Origin of the sequence: Bradyrhizobium altum (genome assembly GCF_020889705.1) — a bacterium.
Lineage (GTDB): Bacteria > Pseudomonadota > Alphaproteobacteria > Rhizobiales > Xanthobacteraceae > Bradyrhizobium > Bradyrhizobium altum.
This window is the reverse complement of the sequence record NZ_JACMYP010000183.1, coordinates 1-18,378: the sequence shown is the minus strand read 5'-3', so window position 1 is coordinate 18,378 and position 18,378 is coordinate 1. Positions and strand designations below refer to the sequence as shown.

Annotated in this window: 15 protein-coding genes and 3 pseudogenes; 11 read left to right on the top strand and 7 right to left on the bottom strand. The window is 59.5% G+C overall.

The features are described 5' to 3' along the window. Positions 1–578: 578 nt before the first annotated feature. The 5 genes and pseudogenes from H8B02_RS33070 to H8B02_RS33050 all read right to left on the bottom strand — a co-directional run. Complete coding sequence (locus tag H8B02_RS33070; protein WP_229170075.1) at positions 579–1,721, bottom strand: hypothetical protein; 1,143 nt, start codon at positions 1,719–1,721, stop codon at positions 579–581. A gap of 1,102 nt (positions 1,722–2,823) precedes the next feature. Next, entirely contained in the window at positions 2,824–3,078 is a 255-nt protein-coding gene (locus H8B02_RS33065; protein ID WP_229170074.1) for a hypothetical protein, read from the bottom strand. 166 nt (positions 3,079–3,244) lie between these two features. Beyond that, positions 3,245–3,730, bottom strand: a pseudogene (locus tag H8B02_RS33060) (IS630 family transposase); the annotation flags it as partial. Positions 3,731–3,810: 80 nt separating this feature from the next. Beyond that, a pseudogene (ltrA, locus tag H8B02_RS33055) lies at positions 3,811–5,069 on the bottom strand (group II intron reverse transcriptase/maturase). A 545-nt stretch (positions 5,070–5,614) separates the two neighbouring features. Beyond that, positions 5,615–6,068 (bottom strand): annotated as a pseudogene (locus H8B02_RS33050) (IS630 transposase-related protein); the annotation flags it as partial. A gap of 128 nt (positions 6,069–6,196) precedes the next feature. Here H8B02_RS33050 and H8B02_RS49130 point away from each other — a divergent pair. The 4 genes from H8B02_RS49130 (at position 6,197) to H8B02_RS33030 (ending at position 7,786) form a co-directional block, all read left to right on the top strand. Beyond that, on the top strand, positions 6,197–6,703 hold the full coding sequence (locus tag H8B02_RS49130; protein WP_376711739.1) for a hypothetical protein: 507 nt from the start codon (positions 6,197–6,199) through the stop codon (positions 6,701–6,703). A gap of 48 nt (positions 6,704–6,751) precedes the next feature. Beyond that, positions 6,752–7,009, top strand: coding sequence for a hypothetical protein (locus H8B02_RS33040; RefSeq protein ID WP_229170073.1), 258 nt, complete (start codon positions 6,752–6,754; stop codon positions 7,007–7,009). A gap of 383 nt (positions 7,010–7,392) precedes the next feature. Continuing rightward, the gene (locus H8B02_RS33035) at positions 7,393–7,575 is read left to right on the top strand and encodes a hypothetical protein (RefSeq protein WP_229170072.1); all 183 of its coding nucleotides are present in this window, start codon (positions 7,393–7,395) and stop codon (positions 7,573–7,575) included. Positions 7,576–7,609: 34 nt separating this feature from the next. Beyond that, a complete protein-coding gene (locus tag H8B02_RS33030; RefSeq protein ID WP_229170071.1) occupies positions 7,610–7,786 on the top strand; it encodes a hypothetical protein in 177 nt (58 codons plus the stop codon). Positions 7,787–8,504: 718 nt separating this feature from the next. Here the strand turns inward: H8B02_RS33030 and H8B02_RS48660 are convergent. Then, positions 8,505–8,762, bottom strand: coding sequence for a hypothetical protein (locus H8B02_RS48660; protein WP_312001439.1), 258 nt, complete (start codon positions 8,760–8,762; stop codon positions 8,505–8,507). On the opposite strand from H8B02_RS48660, the gene H8B02_RS33025 reads away from it, so the two are divergent. The 3 genes from H8B02_RS33025 (at position 8,643) to H8B02_RS33015 (ending at position 11,497) form a co-directional block, all read left to right on the top strand. Then, positions 8,643–9,173, top strand: a complete 531-nt coding sequence (locus tag H8B02_RS33025) for an alpha-ketoglutarate-dependent dioxygenase AlkB (protein ID WP_312001437.1) — start codon at positions 8,643–8,645, stop codon at positions 9,171–9,173. The genes H8B02_RS48660 and H8B02_RS33025 overlap by 120 nt on opposite strands. 146 nt (positions 9,174–9,319) lie before the next feature. Then, positions 9,320–9,583, top strand: a complete 264-nt coding sequence (locus H8B02_RS33020) for a hypothetical protein (RefSeq protein WP_229170070.1) — start codon at positions 9,320–9,322, stop codon at positions 9,581–9,583. A 585-nt stretch (positions 9,584–10,168) separates the two neighbouring features. Then, on the top strand, positions 10,169–11,497 hold the full coding sequence (locus tag H8B02_RS33015; RefSeq protein WP_229170069.1) for an MFS transporter: 1,329 nt from the start codon (positions 10,169–10,171) through the stop codon (positions 11,495–11,497). An 817-nt stretch (positions 11,498–12,314) separates the two neighbouring features. Here the strand turns inward: H8B02_RS33015 and H8B02_RS33010 are convergent. Next, a complete protein-coding gene (locus tag H8B02_RS33010; RefSeq protein WP_229170068.1) occupies positions 12,315–13,676 on the bottom strand; it encodes a hypothetical protein in 1,362 nt (453 codons plus the stop codon). Between the two features lie 761 nt (positions 13,677–14,437). Between H8B02_RS33010 and H8B02_RS33005 the strand changes: the two genes are divergently transcribed. From H8B02_RS33005 to H8B02_RS32990, 4 genes are all read left to right on the top strand, one after another. Continuing rightward, a complete protein-coding gene (locus H8B02_RS33005; protein WP_229170067.1) occupies positions 14,438–15,667 on the top strand; it encodes a hypothetical protein in 1,230 nt (409 codons plus the stop codon). Between the two features lie 62 nt (positions 15,668–15,729). Then, a complete protein-coding gene (locus H8B02_RS33000; RefSeq protein WP_229170066.1) occupies positions 15,730–16,485 on the top strand; it encodes a hypothetical protein in 756 nt (251 codons plus the stop codon). Positions 16,486–17,076: 591 nt separating this feature from the next. Beyond that, positions 17,077–17,376, top strand: coding sequence for a hypothetical protein (locus H8B02_RS32995; RefSeq protein WP_229170065.1), 300 nt, complete (start codon positions 17,077–17,079; stop codon positions 17,374–17,376). A 346-nt stretch (positions 17,377–17,722) separates the two neighbouring features. Continuing rightward, complete coding sequence (locus tag H8B02_RS32990) at positions 17,723–17,884, top strand: hypothetical protein (RefSeq protein WP_229170064.1); 162 nt, start codon at positions 17,723–17,725, stop codon at positions 17,882–17,884. Positions 17,885–18,378: the final 494 nt, after the last annotated feature.

Here is an 18,378-nt window from a genome sequence, read left to right as displayed (position 1 = left end):
CTTATGGTACCTAGCCTCGATGAGTGCATTTTCAAGCTGCGAAATAAGGTGCGCATCCTCGGAAAAAGGGGGGTCTATCGCGTCGGCGCGGCTTGCAACGGGCGCGACTCCGCCCGCCGACTGGAAGGCCCGGAGATGAGCTAGTGCCGTAAGGACGCCCCGCTCCCCGCTGTCGCTGAACTCCTTGGCATCTTTATCCAGCGACTTGTCGTCAACCCGAGCGGCAATTCCCGGCTTGTTGTTTGCAAAAAGCCACTGGGAGAATCTGCGAAGAATCCTTGCATTCTTCTGGGCGTTGATCTTCTTGAATTTATCGTGAATCGGTGCATCCTCAAGCCCCGAAATAAGGTGCGCATCCTCTGAATGAAAAGGGGGCGGACTGAGTTGGCTCGCTGCGGCCCGGAGATGATCCAGTGCGGCGCGGATCGCTCTGTGACCACCGGCGTCCTTATAGCGCTTGGTATCTTCGTCCAGCGACCTGTCGTAAAGCCGAGCAACAATGCCCTGCTTGTTGTTTTCACGCAGGTAGTAACTGAAATCGGTGATAATAGTTGCATAGGTTTTGGCGGTATCTGTGCCTACTTCTTTTTGTACTCTTTGATGAGGGCCGCGTCCTCGGGATAAGGAGTTAGGTCAACGCGGCCTGCGATCGGCAAGACTCCGCCCGCCGACTGGAAGGTCTTGAGATGACCTAATGCGGTAAGGAGGTTGCGGGCATCACCGTCTCCCTTGAACTCCTCGACATCCTCGGTCAGCGACTCGTCGTAAAGCCGAGCAGCAATGCTCTTCTTGTTGTTTGCAAAGAGCCAGCGGCCCAAGCTGAGAAGATAATCTACATTGCTTTTGGCGGTGCTCTCGGCGGCCCCACCCCTGAGGAGCGCCTCCTTAAGCCCCGAAATGAGGCGCGCATCCTCCGAATAAAGGGGGTGGGTGCTGCGACCCACGTAAGCCGCAGTTGAGTAATCCGGCTGCAGCACCGAGGCACCTAACGGCGACCCATCGCCTCCGCCATGCGGCACTGGGCTGTATTCGTGCCGGCTCCCCTGCATCATCGGCTGCGCCTTCGATGGCGATGCACCCATTTGCGGACTGTTTAGGATGCTCTGCCTCTTCGCCGGCCTCGACTCCGCCATGTCATGCTCATCGTTGTTGAGCACCTCCTCGCCTGGCAGGAGATTGCTCCTGTCAGGTGCATCCACCAGCTCATCCGGGGCCCACTGGTGGTCGTGGGCCGAGTTCAAGCGGTGAAAGGAGTCTCCGGGATCCGGCGCTTGGTGTCGGCGCGCGGTTAGCTCGAGAGGCGACAAGGGGCCGGCTTCGTCCATCACCTGCCGAAGCAGATCCTGGTCGTAACCTTCCACAGAAAGCACCGCTGGCGCATTGATAGCTCCCTCCGGCGCGCTGTGCTGCGCAGTGGTATCCCCGACGCGGCTTGGCTCCATTAAGACCGTGTCTTCCGGATCAGGAACGGGGGGAATATTGTGCCTGATCTCCGTCGCCCGGCCCCCCGCCTGCGACTTCCGGAGGTGAGCCAGTGCGGTTGCGATCTTCGGTTTGCTACGAGGGGAGGCCTTATAGCCCTCGACATCTCCATCTAGCGACCTGTCGTAAAGCCGAGCAGCAATGCCCTGCTTGTTGTTTTCACGCAGGTACTGACCGAAACTGCCAAGAGCACGCGCATATTTGTTGGCGGAATCTCGGGAGAACCCGTTCGCAATCACGGCTGCTTTGTACTGTTTGATGAGGGCCGCGTCATTGGGATAAGGATTCAGGGCGGGGGGAGCTACGATTAGCGCGAGTCCGCCCCCCGACTGGGACGCCCGGAGATGAGAGAGTGCTGTCTGGGCGTCCACCCCTGTTCCTGAACTCCTTGACATCTTCATCCAGCGACTTGTCGTAAAGCGGAGCAGCAATGCCCTGCTTGTCGTTTTCAAAGAGCCAACGCCCAAATCTGAGAAGGCAATCTACATTTTTTTTGGCGGTGATTTCCTTGGCCCCACGCGCGATGAGTGCCGGCCTCAGCCCTTCGATAAGGGGCGCATCCTCGCTATAAAGAGGGCGCTTGCTGCGACCTACCAGGACCCCAGTGAACTGACCCGCCTGCAGCGCCGAGGCGCCCAGCATCGCCCCACCACCTCCACCTGGGATGTATTCGCGCCCCCTCCCCTGCATCATGGGCTGAGCCTCAGATGGCGATGCACCGACTTGACGGATGGGGGCCTGCCTCAGCACGCGGCCGCCTGAATTGGCGATCTCGCTCAGCTGCCGCTCAAAGGCCGCCGCGTCTGCCGAGGGGGAGGCCGGTGAGCTCTCTTGCGGGCCCGCGCTGCCCGATCGTTGAAGAGCCCGGTCAGTCGAGTTGAAGTCCATCCGTTCTTACCTTCGAAAGTATAGGCCCATCTAAGGGTAGGCTCGGATCTCATGTGCTGGGGAATGGAGGCGGCAGATCGAGGACAATCAAGGCGTCAGCGTCAGCTGAGGATCCGGCTCGAGGTAGCCCCCCAGCAACAACCCATCGTTAGCGCCACACCACCAGACGACCCCTCCACCGCCCCGACATTGGCACTCCGATGTCCATTTCCATTGCAAGCAGTAATCATAATCGCCGTCTGGAGATCCGCACTGTTTTGCTAACGAGGGTAGCTGTCGAGAACCTGACGCGTCTCAGCAAGAATTCGCGGCTCGCGCATCCTCCAAAGGTGAGGGCTCATCGTAGCCATCTGGGGTCTCCTGTCTTGAGAGGGGTGGTGCGAAGACCAACATCCTCTCAGACAGGACATCTCAGTTCAGCAGGCTTGCCCCCATTCCGCGTAGCGGGTTCGTTCAATGGCGGGCGACATCAAATCGGAACGGTGGCGAGATCATTCCGGAATCGTGGGCGACATCGAGCGGAATCAGCACGCTTGGGCTCAGTCTTCTCCAAAAAAACCAGTGCGGTGTTGATCTACCGAAGTTGACGTCGATCTTGTCTCGCTCGTCAGCATCTTCGGTGACGCCCAGTTGCTCGACGAGCTTCTGTTTACGCGCGAAAAATTCTTGATGACTGTGGTCGCCGAACGGCCGAGACGTACGCGACAAGTGGCAAAAGGACATCGTGAGTCGAAATCACGAAGGATCAATCCGCGCACCTCGCAGAGAGAGGGTTAGCAAGGGAGGAATGATCGATCTGTGGAGGTGTCGCTCAGGAAGAGTGTACTTAGAGCCGCGGTGGGGATACATCAGCCGCAACTAAAGCGTGATGGCATTAGGTTCGATAGCCTGAGTTTTTCAGGTAGTTGGCGCATTCCTCGGATGTGAAGGCATCGAGTGCATGGCCGATAGCGGCGCAGACCGCGTCGACGGTTCGCGCGGCAGCCTTGCGGACGAGGTGCTTGAGCTTGGCAAAGACCTGTTCGATCGGGTTCAGGTCGGGCGAGTATTTTGGCAGGAAGAAAAGTTTGGCGCCGACCGAACGGATGAGTTGGCGAACTGCTTTGCCCCTGTGGCTGCCGAGGTTGTCCAAGATGACGATATCGCCGGGTCGAAGGACGGGCAGAAGCACCTTCTCGACATAGGTGCGAAAGCTCACGCCATCGATCGGCCCCTCGATGAACCATGGTGCATCGATCCGGTCATGGCGCAGGGCCGCCAGGAAGGTCATGGTCTTCCAGCGGCCGTGGGGAACCTTGGCGTGAAGTCTGCACCCGCGCGGCGCCCATCCCCGCAACGGCGCCATATCGGTCCTGGTCCAGGGGTGAGTAGGCCGGAGGGATTTCACCTGCCGGCCTCTCGCAGAACGGTGCGTGAACCTCTCGATTCACACCGCTCCCATCAGGCAAACGTATTCGTTCCGAACGCCTTCCAGTGCACAAACAGTCCTGGATTTTCCCGCGCCAGCTTTCTCACGAAGAGGCTGGCGCGTGTCTTATGGGACTGAAAGCGCTTGAACTTGCGCATGATCCACGCCCTGAGTTTCCGGTTGACGTAATCAGCCAGAGTGGACAGGGCCGAACGGCTGTAACGGCCGTAATAGGCTATCCATCCCCGAAGGAGTGGATTGAGCCGTTGGGCGATTTCAGCCAGCGTCCCCGGCGTTTGCCGGGGAATGTTCAAGCTTTTGATCGTGGCTCGCATCGACTTCATTGCCGTTGGGCTGGCCGCAGGCGTGTAGCCACAGAAGAACTCATCTCGCTGTGTGTTCGCCACGCGTCGCGGTCGGAACTGATACCCGAGGAAGTCGAACACGACATTCGGGTATTGCCCTTTACGCCTTTGGTCTTTGCAATAGACGATCTTGGTCTTTGTCGGATGCATTTGGAGCCCGCATGCTACCAGTCGAGCACCAAGCTCCGCCTTGAGGGCTTCTGCCTGCTGCTCATTCCGGCAATGCACAAGGCCATCGTCCGCATATCGACACCATGGAAGATCAGGGTGTGTCCGCGTCATCCACAGATCAAATGCATAGTGCATGAAGAGATTCGATAAGATCGGGCTGACAACACCCCCTTGCGGGGTACCGCGTGTGCGCTCGACCACTTCTCCGTTCTTCTCCATCGGCGCTGCCAGCCATCTTTCGATGTAGAGCAGAGCCCACTTGCATGTGACATGTTTCCTGACTGCCTTCAGCAGGAGATCGTGCGGAAGGTTGTCAAACAGCCCTTTGATGTCGAATTCCAGAACCCAGTCATACTTCCAGCACCGCTGCCGCGTCACGCCCACGGCATCCAGGGCCGATTTTCCTGGCCTGTAGCCGTAGGAGTCTGGAAGAAAGAGGGAGTCCAAATCCGGCCCAATCATCTGCTTGACCACCATCTGCGCGATCCGATCGCTGCGGTGGGCACACCCAAAACCCTGTCGCCTCCACTCTTCTTCGGAATGGAGACAGCGCGAACCGGCGGCGGGAAGTACGTCCCCGAGGACATCCGATTCCAGACCTTGTAGAGGTTTCCTGCAAGATCTTTCTCGAACATCTCCAGGGTCTGCCCGTCCACCCCGGCTGCACCATGGTTGGCTTTGACCGCTTTGTAAGCTTCGTACACTTGTCGTTTCGCAATTCGAAACGGCTTGTCTGTCGTACCTATCGAAGTCATCCTGTTTCCAGTTGTTTCAAACAATACAACCACCTGATCCGACCCCTTTGCTCCGGCCCCATTACAGGACCCTCAACGCTCATACGGGTCGGTCCGCCCCAGACTCCTGCATCGGTACTCTCGCCTTGCGGGTTTGGCCCGCTTGAGCTTCTCCCTTTGCATCAGGAGCCTGGTTCCTGCAGTTCCGCGTGAAAGCCTATGTCCAACTCACGCCCCCTCTACGCCGGTCGCCGCCCGCCCGGTCATCAGGCTTCTGGCGGACTTGTCCCAGGATGACGAAACGGTCCTGGTTTCGACGACACTTAAGTTCATAACGACGCGTTCTCAGAGGTTCACTTTCGTTCGTCTTTCGGACACCGACCTGCTCGGATCTCGTCCGAACTTTTCATCCGACGCTCACCACCACGGCTCTTTACCGCAGCAGCTCGGATTGGTTTGAGACCTGCTCCTGAAAGCCGATCCCGGGGGGCCGTCCCCCATCATTCACGCAGCTTTACGCTAACGGTCCTAGTTCATGTTGAACTCCTTCCGCTGCTCTGCAGCACACTCTCGTCGATGAAGACCAGCCGCTCAACTTCGACGCGACCTTGATACTTTGTCCACTGGGCTCGCCGCCGCGCGACCTCAGGCCGATCGCGTTCGCCAGCCGCCACGCTTTTTTTTGAAGCTGAGCTTCTCGGCATGCACGAAGTCCCACACCGAGTGGTAGTCGACCTTCAGGCCGCGACCGGCAAGCTCGGCAACGAGACCGCGTATGGTGAAATCGCCGTCCCTGATCCGCTGCGACAGCCAGACTGCGTGGCCTCCCGAAACCGCCTTCGGCTTGTGACCACCCATCTGGCCAGGCTCAACGCTGCCGGTCTCCTCGACCCGCTGCATCCAGCCGATCGCCGTGCTGATCGCCACCCCAAACTGCTTGGCCGCCTGATTGCGGGACATCCCGCCCTCAATCGCGGCTACGACACGCTTGCGAAGATCCAGCGAGTAAGGCTTGCCCATCCATACTGGCCTCCTTCCAGTCAGCATGGTGAATCAGAAACCGGCTGATTTGGGAATCCCCAATCGATTCAACCTGACCCCATCTCGCTCTAGCGGCGTGTTGCGCTGTCCATCCGAAATGGACATGATTGGCCGTGCAACCGCAGAGTTTTCACACGCTCGCCAAGCTGATTTACTGGCGTGAGCATTTGGGCGTTGTCGATGCCTGCGAGAGGCTGACACTCTCACCCGACGTCAGTTGTTCTGGACCTCGCGAGCGCTACGTGCCGGCCAACACCGCTTACATGACGGTCCGCAATCTGTCGCCGTCGACCCAACAACCCTATATCTATGCGATCGCAAAGTTTAGCCGCCATTTCGGCTACGCCCCGGACCGGTTGAGTTTCGAGCAGGTCCGCGCCTACCCCCGCCGCCCTGAGGCTATCCGTCGGCTGGTCCACGTTGGCCCTGCCAACGGCAGGCGCCCCCCAAGAGCGAAAGGCAACGCCAACGCGCGCCAGCGACATGGCCGGCGACGCAATCGACAAATTTGCCGACGGTGCCGCAATTCAGGCGAGTTAGCCAAACGCAAGCGCCAACTCGTCAAAGGTCCCGAGGAATTCCAGAAGGTCCGACGCGACCGGAACCGGAAATGAACCGATCGAGTTGATCCGGGGCCTAGTTGGGCAAATGTGGAGGGTAAAATGGCCCTGCACTTCAGGCGCGTCGACACGGGCGATCTGGAGATATGGATTGCAAGCAGCGACGACTATTCATTCGTTATCAGCAACGAGAGCCGAAACGGACCTAGGTTGCATGGAGAGCCGGGCTTTGTTGCGTCGTATCGCCCAGACTTCCTGAATAAGCCCGCGGCTCAAGTGGCCGGATCGCCCTTCGGCACGTTCGCCGAAGCCGAGCAGGCCTGCAATGCGTTCCTGCGTCGCCTCATTATTGAGGGATGACACCCGGAGGCTGGTCGAGCGCGATCTGAAAGGCGAAGAAGCAAATGGATGCGATCAAGACCGCGATCGGACGGCTGGAGCTAGCCCACTGGCTCATCGCCGCGGGCGCATTGTTGGTGATTGTCGGCCTAATCGGGCGTGCAGTCAGTCACAGGCGACGGCGCAAGGTCCAAGACAATCCCGCCGTAGCTCCGATTCCTGAGCAGCGTAACCAGCTGCCACCGTCGCCGGATCTTCTCGACGCGGGGCGACGAAGGGATCGGCCGGGACCGCCGGCTGTTTGAAGACCGGGCTGAAGAATAGCGTCGCCCGGAAGGCCAAAAAAGCGAAGTGCGGCAGCATCACTGGCTTGTAGCTTGCCACCGTCGGCGCATACTGAAGCAATGATCGAGCAGCGACCAGCTTTCTTGGCTTGTAAAAACCCCGGCACCGGCTGGAGGATCGATATTCTGTGGGCCGATGGCGAAACCGAAGTCATCAAGGGCTTTGTCACGGAGCACGACGCGACAAAGTGGATTTCTGAGCATTCGGCGACGCGGCAAGAAACCACGAGCCCACCGCGCTAGCGTGGTTTTTCCGAGGCTCCGAGGAGCGACGACGATGGATCGCGAGACGGAGGAACTGGCAAGTCAAGTCGCGGAATGCGCGAGAGAGGCACGCCACCAAGCAGCACTTTTACCAGAAGGTCCAGTTCGCGACGCCCTGCTGGAAAAAGCTAAGCAGTACGAAGCTCAGATCCCCGACGATCCAACGTATAAAACTGTTGTGCAGCGCTGAGGAAGACGCGACCAGCGGGTCCTTAAGGCCCGTCCGGATATCGCTTCCTGCCTGCCTGGGTCTCGGCAGCCTTCCCTTTTTTCTTCAAGGTGCAATTTCAACGAACCGCTCAGTCTGGCAATTGCCGGCGGCGATTTTGTTGCAGGCGCGATCGCCGTCATCATCGCGATGTACACTCCGGTTCCTTGTAGTCAAGCGAGATGAGCGGATCACCCTCACCTGGCCGCAGCATCACCGCCCGCCTAGGTGGAACGCCCAAAGGTCGATCCACCGAAAAATCTATCCCAGCAGCAAGACGCGCGTGCACACTGAATGCCGCCGAAGCGCTTCCCGAAATCGCCGGATCAGACATTAAGACCACGCGCAGGATGGAAATGCCACCAATCCGAAATTGGAAAGAACCGGTGTCTCCTATTCGAGTGAATTGGACGTTGTCGCTGCTGGCCAGTCTGCAACCTATGCTCATTTTTGCGGATGCTCGTCTGTAGGAGCGATCATACAGGGTTTGGCGAATTGACCAGTCCGTGGCGATCCACTCGATAACCTCGAACCATCTCTAGAAATATTGGCTAGCCTCCAAAACGCGATCAGCAATCCTGTCCGGAAAGCCGGAGCGTTCCTCCCTCGACAAGAAGCGTGGCAACAACCGCGGCAGGCTCAGTCATAATAGGGAGAGGCTGTAAGAGGTATGCTGGCGTCTCAGCGATCGCTATTTGCATCAGAGCCCCCCGGACCGACCGGGCTGAGCTACGAAGCCGAATTCGTCACGCGTGACGAAGAGCAAGTTCTTCTCGCGAACATAAGATCGCTCCCGCTCGCGCCATTCCAGTTCGGCGCATATGAAGGGAAACGCCGGGTGGTTTATTTCGGTCACAGTTACGATTTCACGCAGCAGCGTCTTGAACGCGCGGACGCAATTCCCGATTGGCTTCGGCCCCTCGCAAGCCGGATTGAAGACTTCGCGAAGCTCAGGCAAGGAAGTATCGCGCACGCACTCGTAACGGAATATGACATCGGCGCTGGCATCGGCTGGCACCGCGACAAGAAACAGTTCGATAAGGTTTTCGGATTGTCATTGCTATCGCACTGTCCATTCCGGTTCCGGCGAAGAGCCGGTGCGTCCTGGAAGCGTTTCACGCTCGATGCCCGACCCCGCTCCCTCTACGTCCTTGACGGTGAGGCACGCCGCGTCTGGGAGCACAGCATCGCGCCGGTCGATAGTCCGCGCTATTCGATCACGTTTCGGACAATGAGGCCTCCTGCCAGATTCTTCAGTCGGGCGGCGAACTCTTCGATAGCGCCGTCCCCTCAAAACCAAACCCGCCTGGCCCGAGGCTTTGGTGGGCGGAGACCACCCGGCCGCTCCAATCGAGGTCGCCTGCAGTGAAGGATGCTCCCGAGCTCGCGTCCGCAGATAGGCTTGTAAACAGGACAACAAGCCAAAGACCCGCGGATTGCGAATCCCTGCCCCGTGCTAAGCGCCGGGAACGACATGGGGCCGCCCAAAGATTCACGGCGGCAGGAGCAGTCTAGATGCTGATGACGAACGCAAGACAGCCGGCGATCCGCACGCTCCATGGTTGGGCGATCTGCTTGCTGAAGGAAGCCGGAGCCATCCGCGAATGCGAGGAGCACGGCTGGATGCAGGATCGCGCCGATCCACATGCGCGCGAGCGCGCCTTCGATCTGGCCCGCCTCGACACCTCGCCGGGCTTCTCGCCCGAGGAGATTCTCGCCGAGCGGCGTGATGTCCTGGCTTCGATCGGCGACACCTGCCCCGATTGCCCCGAACATTAGGCCCTCCCTGCCGAGCCTGCCATGGGACAAGGGCGGAGTGGGTTGGACGCTGGAACCCGGCGTTCCTTCTTGTCGGCGGACTGGGGTAGCCTCATTCCGATCCGGGCGCGCTGAGCCATGCCCGAACTCGCGGCGGCGCGATCACGTCTAAGCACACGTCGCGGACCCATGACCCAACCCGACGAGCGCACCATGTCCCCGCCGAGGTCGTCGCCGATCACTTCCTCGCAGCGACGATCGCCAGACAGAGCAGGCGCCACCTGTTCGACGCCCGCCAATTTTGTCGCAAACTCGCCATTGCACAGCAGCGCACGACGGTTGCCGCAGCCCGACAACCGCAGCGTTTCTCTTATTTATCTTTGCTGGCAAGGGCCGCGATCCGTTCAAGGCTTGAATGGGGCCGCAGGCATTTTTATTGCACGTTGTCATGAGCTTCGTCGTGACATGCTTCAGTCCACATCTGGAACACTGGCGTACGGGCCGGCCAGATCAAGATAGAGGCGTGTGCGGCAAGTGGAATGCGACGTGCGCGACCTGGCTGGTCGAAATATTCGGGCCAGGGATCGCGCTCCAGACGGGTCGAGGATGGCCAGGCAATTTACTCGGGAGAGGCCGGAGCCGGTCCTTGTTGCGGCAGACGAGCCCTTGACGAGCCGCGCCGTGTTGGGCGCAACGATCGGCAATATTCTCGAATTCTACGACTTCGGGACCTATAGCTTTTTCGCGATCCAGATCGGTCAGGCGTTCTTCCCGGCGAAAGATCCGTTCGCCAGCCTCATGATGTCGCTCGCGACGTTTGGCGCGGGTTTTGTGACCAGACCGATCGGGGCCATCGTGCTCGGCTCGTACTCGGATCGGGTCGGGCGCCGACCCGCGATGACCGTCAGCTTCGTCATGATGAGCGCCGCGATCCTTGTTTTGGCCGTTACGCCTTCGTACGAGACAATAGGAATTGCCGCTCCGTTACTGGCCATTTTCGCACGTTTGGTGCAGGGCTTCGCGCTCGGAGGTGAAGTCGGTCCGACGACCGCCTATTTGATGGAAGCGGCCCCGGCCGAAGTCCGCGGTCTTGCTGTCTCGTTTCAGCCTGCCAGCCAACAGATAGCTGCGACGGCCGGCGCGTTGGTCGGAGAAATACTCTCCCTCGCCATGACAAGCGAGGCACTCGATGCATACGGATGGCGGATCGCGCTTTTGCTCGGCGCCGGTACGCTGCCGTTCGGACTTTGGTTGCGGAGCGCCCTGTCGGAAACGTTGCATCGCCCCGAGGTCCCGCCTCCCGTCGCCCGGCCCGTAAGGAGATCGCCTGCCGCTCGCCGCATCATGAGCTTGGGGTTCGTCATCTTGGCCAGTTGCACGATTATCACCTACGTCACGGGATATATGACCACATACGCGCTGAACACCCTGCATGTTTCTGCGCCACTCGCTTTTGCGACCACGCTCATCAGCAATACCGTAGGAATAGCTGCCGCACTGCTGGGCGGTTGGCTCGCGGATCGGGCCGGACGCCGGCACATCATGATATGGCCACAGATCACCGCGTTGCTGATGACCTATCCGGTGTTCCTGTGGATCGCAGAGAGCCGCAGTGCCCTCGCACTTCTCGGAGGCCTCGGCGCGCTCAGCCTCATCGGAACGATTCCGTATAGCGCCTTCTATGTGAGTATGGCCGAAGGTTTGCCCAAGAACATTCGCGGTGGCGCCTTCGCGACGATTTACGCTTTTGCGATAGCGATCTTCGGAGGCACAGCTCAACCCGTCGTCGCCTGGCTGATCCACGTTACCGGGAACGCGCTGGCGCCTGCCTGGTACATGCTTGTCGCCAGCGCAGCCGGGCTCTGTGCCATGCTTATGATGCCCGAGACGGCACCGCCGAAAACCCAGAGCGCTGCGAACAAGCGAAGCCCGTGATAGCGCTGGATGCTGGACAATGTGATCAAGGGTCTTTCTCATCCCTCGCGCCGCCTCACGTCGTCCGGGAAGAATGTAGATCAGCTTGAGAGATACGGAACAACTGTCTTGAGGAAGCATTCGATTTTTGCAGGAGTATGTCTCGGTCGCGGATTGCTGAACTGCCCCTGCTGCGTCGAGCCGGCAGCGCTCGGATCATACCAGGTCGTCGTGCAAACGCGCACCTGTCAGGATCTGACAGCTTTACCGAAAATTCGCGGGCAAATCCGTGATTGGGGAAGGAACGGGCGGGCAATCCTCGCGACCGGCGACAATCGAAAGACCGATTGAACCCAGGCAGGCGTCACTGATTGCTGAAAAAGACCGGGCGAGAATTCAATCGGGCATCCCATCGGGCTCTGTTGCGCTGAAGCAGGAATTCCTGAAGGCGCCAGAATCTCGCACGGAGCAGCCAGTCGAGCTGCTCGTGAAGAGGAGCCTTGGTGGCCGGGCATCCCGACTCCGCGTCGTAGATTCCCCGGAGCACGGGGCAGCGTCTCTTCAGCTCCACCGCCCCTGCTCTGCTTCGTCTCTGGTTGTGAACTCGGCCTTGACTCGTCCAGCCGCTGCCAATGCGTAGCCTGAGGTGGAGAGTCCCCCGGCCAGCACCAATCATGTTCTTTTCTCGCTTTTCAGATTGGAGGATTGTGATAAACGGCTTCTCAACGGAGAAGATAAAGGGTCCTTATTGTTGCTTGACAGGAGCCACCAAACCAACAGCCCAAGTCCGGAAGCACTGCTATTAATGCCCGTGGTGCAATCTTGGGCTGCTCGGCGTCTACACTCGAGGGTGATGGATGAGCCGAATGTCATTGGGTCCTCCCGGCCCCGCGAGGGCTGTGTAGCGCTCGCCGCGAATGTCGTAGTGCTTTACCGGATGCGCCGCGTCCGGCAAGAGGCCCCAGCGGCCCAGCTTCGAGAGCATCGTGTCCGGGGCGGGTTGGGTGCCGTGCGAAAAGTCCTCGGGAACGGCGAATGAAGCAGCATAAATCTCGCGGACCGCGGGGGACGTCGTCTCAGCCCTGGCGGACGCCGGCGAGGCTTGCTCCATCGTCCGTCCAGGCAGCGCTGGCGAGGCCTGATTCCCCGGCCGCGCGCTGGGCGGCGGAACGTTTTCCGGTCGATATCCGAGACGAATGGCAGCGCCTGGCGGATTGAGTGGGGTGCTTCGCCTCATCGCCGCCGCGGGCACGAATAGCGCCGTGTAGCGGTCATTGTGAACCACGAAGCTGGCGGGTCGGCTGTCCTGGCTCGGCAGGACGCTGCTACCGTCAAGCGCAGCCGATGTGTGCTGGTCGCCGTGCCGCGAGTTGAAGGGACGAACGGCCTCTCCGAAATCCGGAGCCCAGGGATGGCGCGCGGTTGGCCCGAGAGAGGACGACGGGCCGGCATCTTCCATCCTCGCCCACAGCAGATCCTCATCGTAACCTTCCGCCGGAAGGACCACCGGCGAACCGACAGCTCGCCCGGGAGGCGACGGTGCGCCGGCGTCTTCCATCAACACGCGAGCAGCTGAATTGCCGGTCTCGCTCAGCTGCCGCCCAATGGCATCCCCTTGCGGATGACTTAGCGTCCTCTGCCTCTTCGCTGGTCTCAACTGCCCGGTGTAATCCTCACCCATGAGGACCTCGTGTCTTGACAGGGGGTCGCTCCCGGTCGGCTCGTTCGGAGCCGGATGGTAGCCGTCGCTCCAGCTGAAGTGACGAACCACTTCTCCGGGATCCGGTGCCTGGTGATCGCGCACGGTTGGCTCGAGAGACGATGCCAGGATGGTTTCGCCCATCATCCCTCGCATCAGACCCTGATCGTGACCTTCCGCAGTCAGCTCCTTTGGCCAACTCAATGCTTCCCGAGGCGCGCTGTGCTGCGCAGCGGCGTCCCCAATATATCTGGTGACGGCGTCTTCGTGATGAGGACCGTAGGCACTATGGTGCCCGAGTTCCAGCGCTCGGTCTTCGTCAGACAGATGAGGGTGGCAGCGGTCTGGAGGAACAGCCCCCCCTGCGACGGCAGCGGTATCAAGCTGCAGCACTTCATCCAAGTACGGCTCAAACTCCGCTTGCTGCTGCGGTTGTGCCACCGTGGCGTTGTAGGTCGCGAAATTCCGGTCGAATGGGTTGATGCTGTTAAATGGGTCCATGTTACCCTCCGTTTGGGGTCGGCTCGCAATCCTGAGCAGATAGTGTCGCTCTCTGGTTTTCGCTCTATCAGGATGAGCTTTCGACAACCTGACGGGCTTAGAGAATTAGATGAGCCAAATTGGCCAGCCCGAATGCCACACTCACTCGACGGACCGTGCCACGGGTGCCGGGTTGCATTTTTTCACTGGCTGGGCAGGTCGGAGCCGGCGCGAACAAATTCTATTTTGTGGAGTAGCATCATGAGGTCTGCAAAATCCTCGCAAAATAAAGTTTGCACTGAGCTGAGAGTGTTCTGGATGATGCTGTCCGGATGGTGCCCGAAGCGAGGCGAACCTCTTCGTTGAAGGATGCCTTGCCGACAAGGTCTTGACTCTGGCCGCAGAGGGTAAATCGACCCAGCCATCTTGGCACGTGTCGCGATGCGGACTGTGCAGGACTTCTTGCAGCTGCTACGGATGTGAAGGGTGACCGACGCGCGACATTTTGCGTACCGCCCTGGCGGTTGAACTGCTGCACTCGCAAGGCATCATCCATCGCAAACCTTGATTCCCCGTCGATGGTTGGTTCGTCGCGCGGCGAAGGCGCGGGATTAGCTGGTGTACGCAGGTTCGTGGTGCGCTCTCCTCCGCAGCGGTGGCAGCCGAGCGGGAAGCCCCCAAAACGTTGGCGGTCGGTCGCATTCCTTTCCTCACTTGTCAGCTTCTCGAAAGCCGCGCCTACCAGGATAAGGCCTGAAACGACCCATGCTCGAGGGGAACGGATGAACATCGATCCACCGGACACCGCAGAAGACTTCATCGAAGCTTACGATCTCCGGCGGCAGCAGCAGGCGCAGCCACAGCCCGGCGGCCTAAGCGCACAAACCGGCTCACCAGCACACCCGCCTCCGGATCAAGCGAACTTCGAGCAGCAGCTGAGCGAGCTGCGGCCAATCCACCGAGCATCAGATTCAGCTGCCGCGTTGATGGATTCCCGGATTGGATTGCCCTCGACCATGACGACGGGCAATCTGAGAGCGTGCGCCATCGAGGAAAGCGAGCGGTGCCCGGTCGCATCCTTTGTCAGGGGGCGCGCCGAACTTGCCGCATCGCTAACCGGAGCGAACGTTAAGGCGCTGAAGAGCGAGATCAACCTGGCTGCGCAGCGAGCAGCACAGTGGCCACGAACCACCGAATCTTCTGCCGGCAATGTCGACGGCGACCGCATTTTCGACGACGCGGTGGCATTATCGTATCTGCCGCTGCACCGCTTTCAGAACGAGGACATCGATTGTGAACACCTCCTGGACAAGGAGGTGAGTGCCATCGCGCATGTGCGTTCCTTAGCGGATTTGCGTGCTCACGCTAGCCCGCATGTTTCCAAGGCTGCTATCTGCTCGGACGACGAAAGGGAGGACGAAATTGATATGGCGCGCCTCGCTGCATGGCACACGCAAGGCCTTACAGACAGTGCTTTTGTGTCATTGTCCCAGGACCCCTCGCGACTGCGCCTTTCAAAGGACCACAGTGAGAATGGCGCGAACGCGATTGCAAAGAACGCTAGGAAGCTGCACACCTACACGGTACCAAGCGTCACCGCCTGGCCGATCAAAAAAATCAACGATATTCTGGAGCGTGGGCATGCTCCCGGAGATAAGGAGCTGCGAGATTGGGTGGGGGGAATACCGACCGAGGAGACCGAGGTCTTGTTTCTGGGCGGCAATCTAGCTGACTATCGGACAGCCAGCGTAGATAATCCGAACGCGGCTGACGCACCGCAAGATGGTCCGCCGATCAAGAAAGCAAGGGTCAGCTCCGATACGCCCGAGATGATGCCGGACTCTCGAACTCATTGCCACTCGGATTCCATTTCCAGTGCTGACCAGCTATCGACGCTGGTCGAATCCGCCGGGATGGCGCGCCGGCTTTCAGTAGGAACGCAGCGCGGACAAATCCGATCGGCACGCAACCCGGACCAAACCCACGATGATGGACGAACCGCCCCGCATTAGGAAAGTCCGAAGCGATCGAGGTTATTCCTCGGTTTCCGAACGACCGGGCCTCGCTTGTTCACATGCAGGCGAAGGGACTTGGCGATCTATTGATCGACTACGTGAGTTGGCGATCCCGTTACGTCGGCCAGCGCCCGCGAACCGTGAGCGTCGAGCCTGCGGCATGCGCGGACCTGCGTTGGGCCGCGCATTCGGACGCCATCGAGATTTTCCTGGAGAAGATGCGCAGGGGCGACGATCTCATGCCGCATCTTTCCATCGCGCCCCGCACCAGGGGATATGCACCGGCGGCTCGCGCCCAGAACGCTCCACCCGCCGATCGATGGTCCGACAAGGACTTCGTGCTGAACGCGATGGGTTATCATCACTTTCACCTCGGCCAGACGATCCATCCGCGCGGTCATGTCGACCGGACGAACGACTTGATCGTCGCCGAGGTCCATCGCGAAAAGTTTCACGTCATCGCGATCTTCGGTCATGAGGTATTCGATCACGATAGCGCCGAACGAATGCGCCTTTGGTCGGCGCACGATAAGGTTGCCTTTGGTGGGATGCTGCCCGGCTCGGTCGCTATATCCGCATTGAACACGACGTTCGGACACACGCTACACTCGGTTCACTACGCGAAGCAATGCGCGAAATGGATCCGGCGACTCGAGCCTTTGCTCGATGGCCCAATCTCGGCCGCCGGTCTCTATGCTCGGGATCATCCGCCACCACCGAGGCCGAAATTCTCTTGGACTTTCGATCATCTCGATTTTTTCATCACCGAAGAGGTCGAGCCTACAAATTTCGTGCTCATGCGAGGCTGGAATTAGGGCTCGACTCTGTTTTCGATGGTGAATCAACGGTCGGTTTGCGGATGTCACCCAGTGGCATCACACAAAACTACTGTTGCTGTTCCAGGCTGCCACAGCCTGCTACCGGTAGCCGCCGGAGCGACAATCCCCGATCATAGACGTGGCGCGAACGCAAAAATGAAGTGCCCCAATACGGCCTTCGCCGTGGGCTTCGCGGCGACGGTGGCCATCGCCCTGCCATTGCTGTGGATGGAGGCCCCGGGTCGATCCGGGTCAGATCGTGGCGGCCGTGTCGAATGGCGGCATTCCCATCTCGTCTCGCCCGCAAACACGACGGCTGCGGTCCCCACGCGCCCCTCCCCTCCGAGATACGCTCGTTGACGAAAGATCGGCAAAGGCTGAAGGCCTCTCAAGCTTTTGGCAGCCTGAGACAAGCACTACCGCCATTACCACCTCGGCAATGCGATGCGGATGCGGAGATCACGCCCGAGGACTCGCGAGGGGTTCAAGGAAAAGATTGTGCGGATGGCAGCGTCGCGCCTTCGCGTCCAGGTCGCGCCGCCTGTTGTCCGGTTTGTCGTGTCTCGGACAAGGAGATGTACGGCCGGCGTGGCCACACTCTCGATTAAGCCATTGAACAAAATGGAGAGCGGTTTATGTGGGGCGCTACCTGGCAGGGTTGGCACGTTCCTTGATTTTCTGTCTCTGCCAGGCGGGAGCTTCAGCTTCGCGCTTGCACTTGAAAAGGGGATAACAATGAAGGCCGACATATTAGCTTATGGTGTAACCGAATTAACTCCTGAAGAAGCATCTGCAACTTCGGGAGGAGTGTTTTGGGCGATCGTGGGAGTATTGGCGGGCCTAGCAGCATCCATTGCAGCCGGAGGCCTCCTCCCTGGAGGTAAATGAAGCCAAGAAAGAGAATGTGGTCCTCGTTTGTCGTGGGATGATGCCCGCTTCGGCGTTTGAACCGGAAGTCTACCAAGCGCGTCTTGGTCGGATGGAGTTGGAGCCCATCCGATCGAGCGCTCCTATGGCGCCCCCTGGACGCGCCAAGCTGGAGTTCCAGCGGGACGCGCTCACTGACAGATTCAGCTTGGGGGTGCTGCGGGAAAAGGCGAAGGTGGAAGTGAAGACGTTCCACGCTTTTCAAGCGCCTGGCAATTGGCATGACTCTTGTTTCTCTCTTTGCACAGCGGCAGGAGTCGCCGGCCGGAATCACTGATGGATACTCTCACTTGAAAAGGAGACAACAATGAAAACCAATATGTCAGCCTATGGTGTGACCGAATTGTCTCCTGAAGAAGCATCTGCAACTTCGGGAGGAATGTTTTGGGTGGCTCTGGGAGCAATTGCCAGAACTGTGGTGCTAGGAGCAGCCGCTGTAGCTGCATATTTCTACATGCCGTGGGACTGAACGGTCTCAGCTTCGTGCTTTCGTGCGAGCCTGAATCGTCACAATTGTGTGGACACCGGGCGTGCCCACCATGCCCCTCCGCGGCCGCAGGCAAGGTGACCTTCGGAGTGCCCTTCCCATGAGAACTCCGCGGGGCCAACCGTCTCGCACGCCGTAGCGGACGTCGAGACAGCCGTTTGACGCTCCGCGGGCAATTCATCGTCGGACTTACCCGCGAAGGTGACATTCGCCTCGAAGGTGACATTCGCCTCTTCGAAAAGATCATGACATCGGAAGGTCGCGGTCTGAACTGCACTCCCATTTCACCGGACATCGGCGTTAGCCGGAGCAGGAGCTAGGCCCAATCCTTAGGCATACGCCCATGTCCGACACGTTTCGAAGGTGGAAGCCGTCGCCGGCATTGCCCACCGGCCGCGGTTTACGACGGAGCAGAAGCTCTTGGTCGTGAACGAGACTAGATTGCAGGCGCTTGCTGGAAAAGGCGAAGTTGGAAG

Excerpts from the sequence above, each read along its gene's own strand:
- H8B02_RS33040 (WP_229170073.1), top strand. The coding sequence starts at position 6,752 with ATGGCCCTGCACTTCAGGCGCGTCGACACGGGCGATCTGGAGATATGG.
- H8B02_RS33035 (WP_229170072.1), top strand. The coding sequence starts at position 7,393 with ATGATCGAGCAGCGACCAGCTTTCTTGGCTTGTAAAAACCCCGGCACC.
- H8B02_RS33030 (WP_229170071.1), top strand. The coding sequence starts at position 7,610 with ATGGATCGCGAGACGGAGGAACTGGCAAGTCAAGTCGCGGAATGCGCG.
- H8B02_RS33020 (WP_229170070.1), top strand. The coding sequence starts at position 9,320 with ATGCTGATGACGAACGCAAGACAGCCGGCGATCCGCACGCTCCATGGT.
- H8B02_RS33015 (WP_229170069.1), top strand. The coding sequence starts at position 10,169 with ATGGCCAGGCAATTTACTCGGGAGAGGCCGGAGCCGGTCCTTGTTGCG.
- H8B02_RS33010 (WP_229170068.1), bottom strand. The coding sequence starts at position 13,676 with ATGGACCCATTTAACAGCATCAACCCATTCGACCGGAATTTCGCGACC.
- H8B02_RS33005 (WP_229170067.1), top strand. The coding sequence starts at position 14,438 with ATGAACATCGATCCACCGGACACCGCAGAAGACTTCATCGAAGCTTAC.
- H8B02_RS33000 (WP_229170066.1), top strand. The coding sequence starts at position 15,730 with ATGCAGGCGAAGGGACTTGGCGATCTATTGATCGACTACGTGAGTTGG.
- H8B02_RS32990 (WP_229170064.1), top strand. The coding sequence starts at position 17,723 with ATGAAAACCAATATGTCAGCCTATGGTGTGACCGAATTGTCTCCTGAA.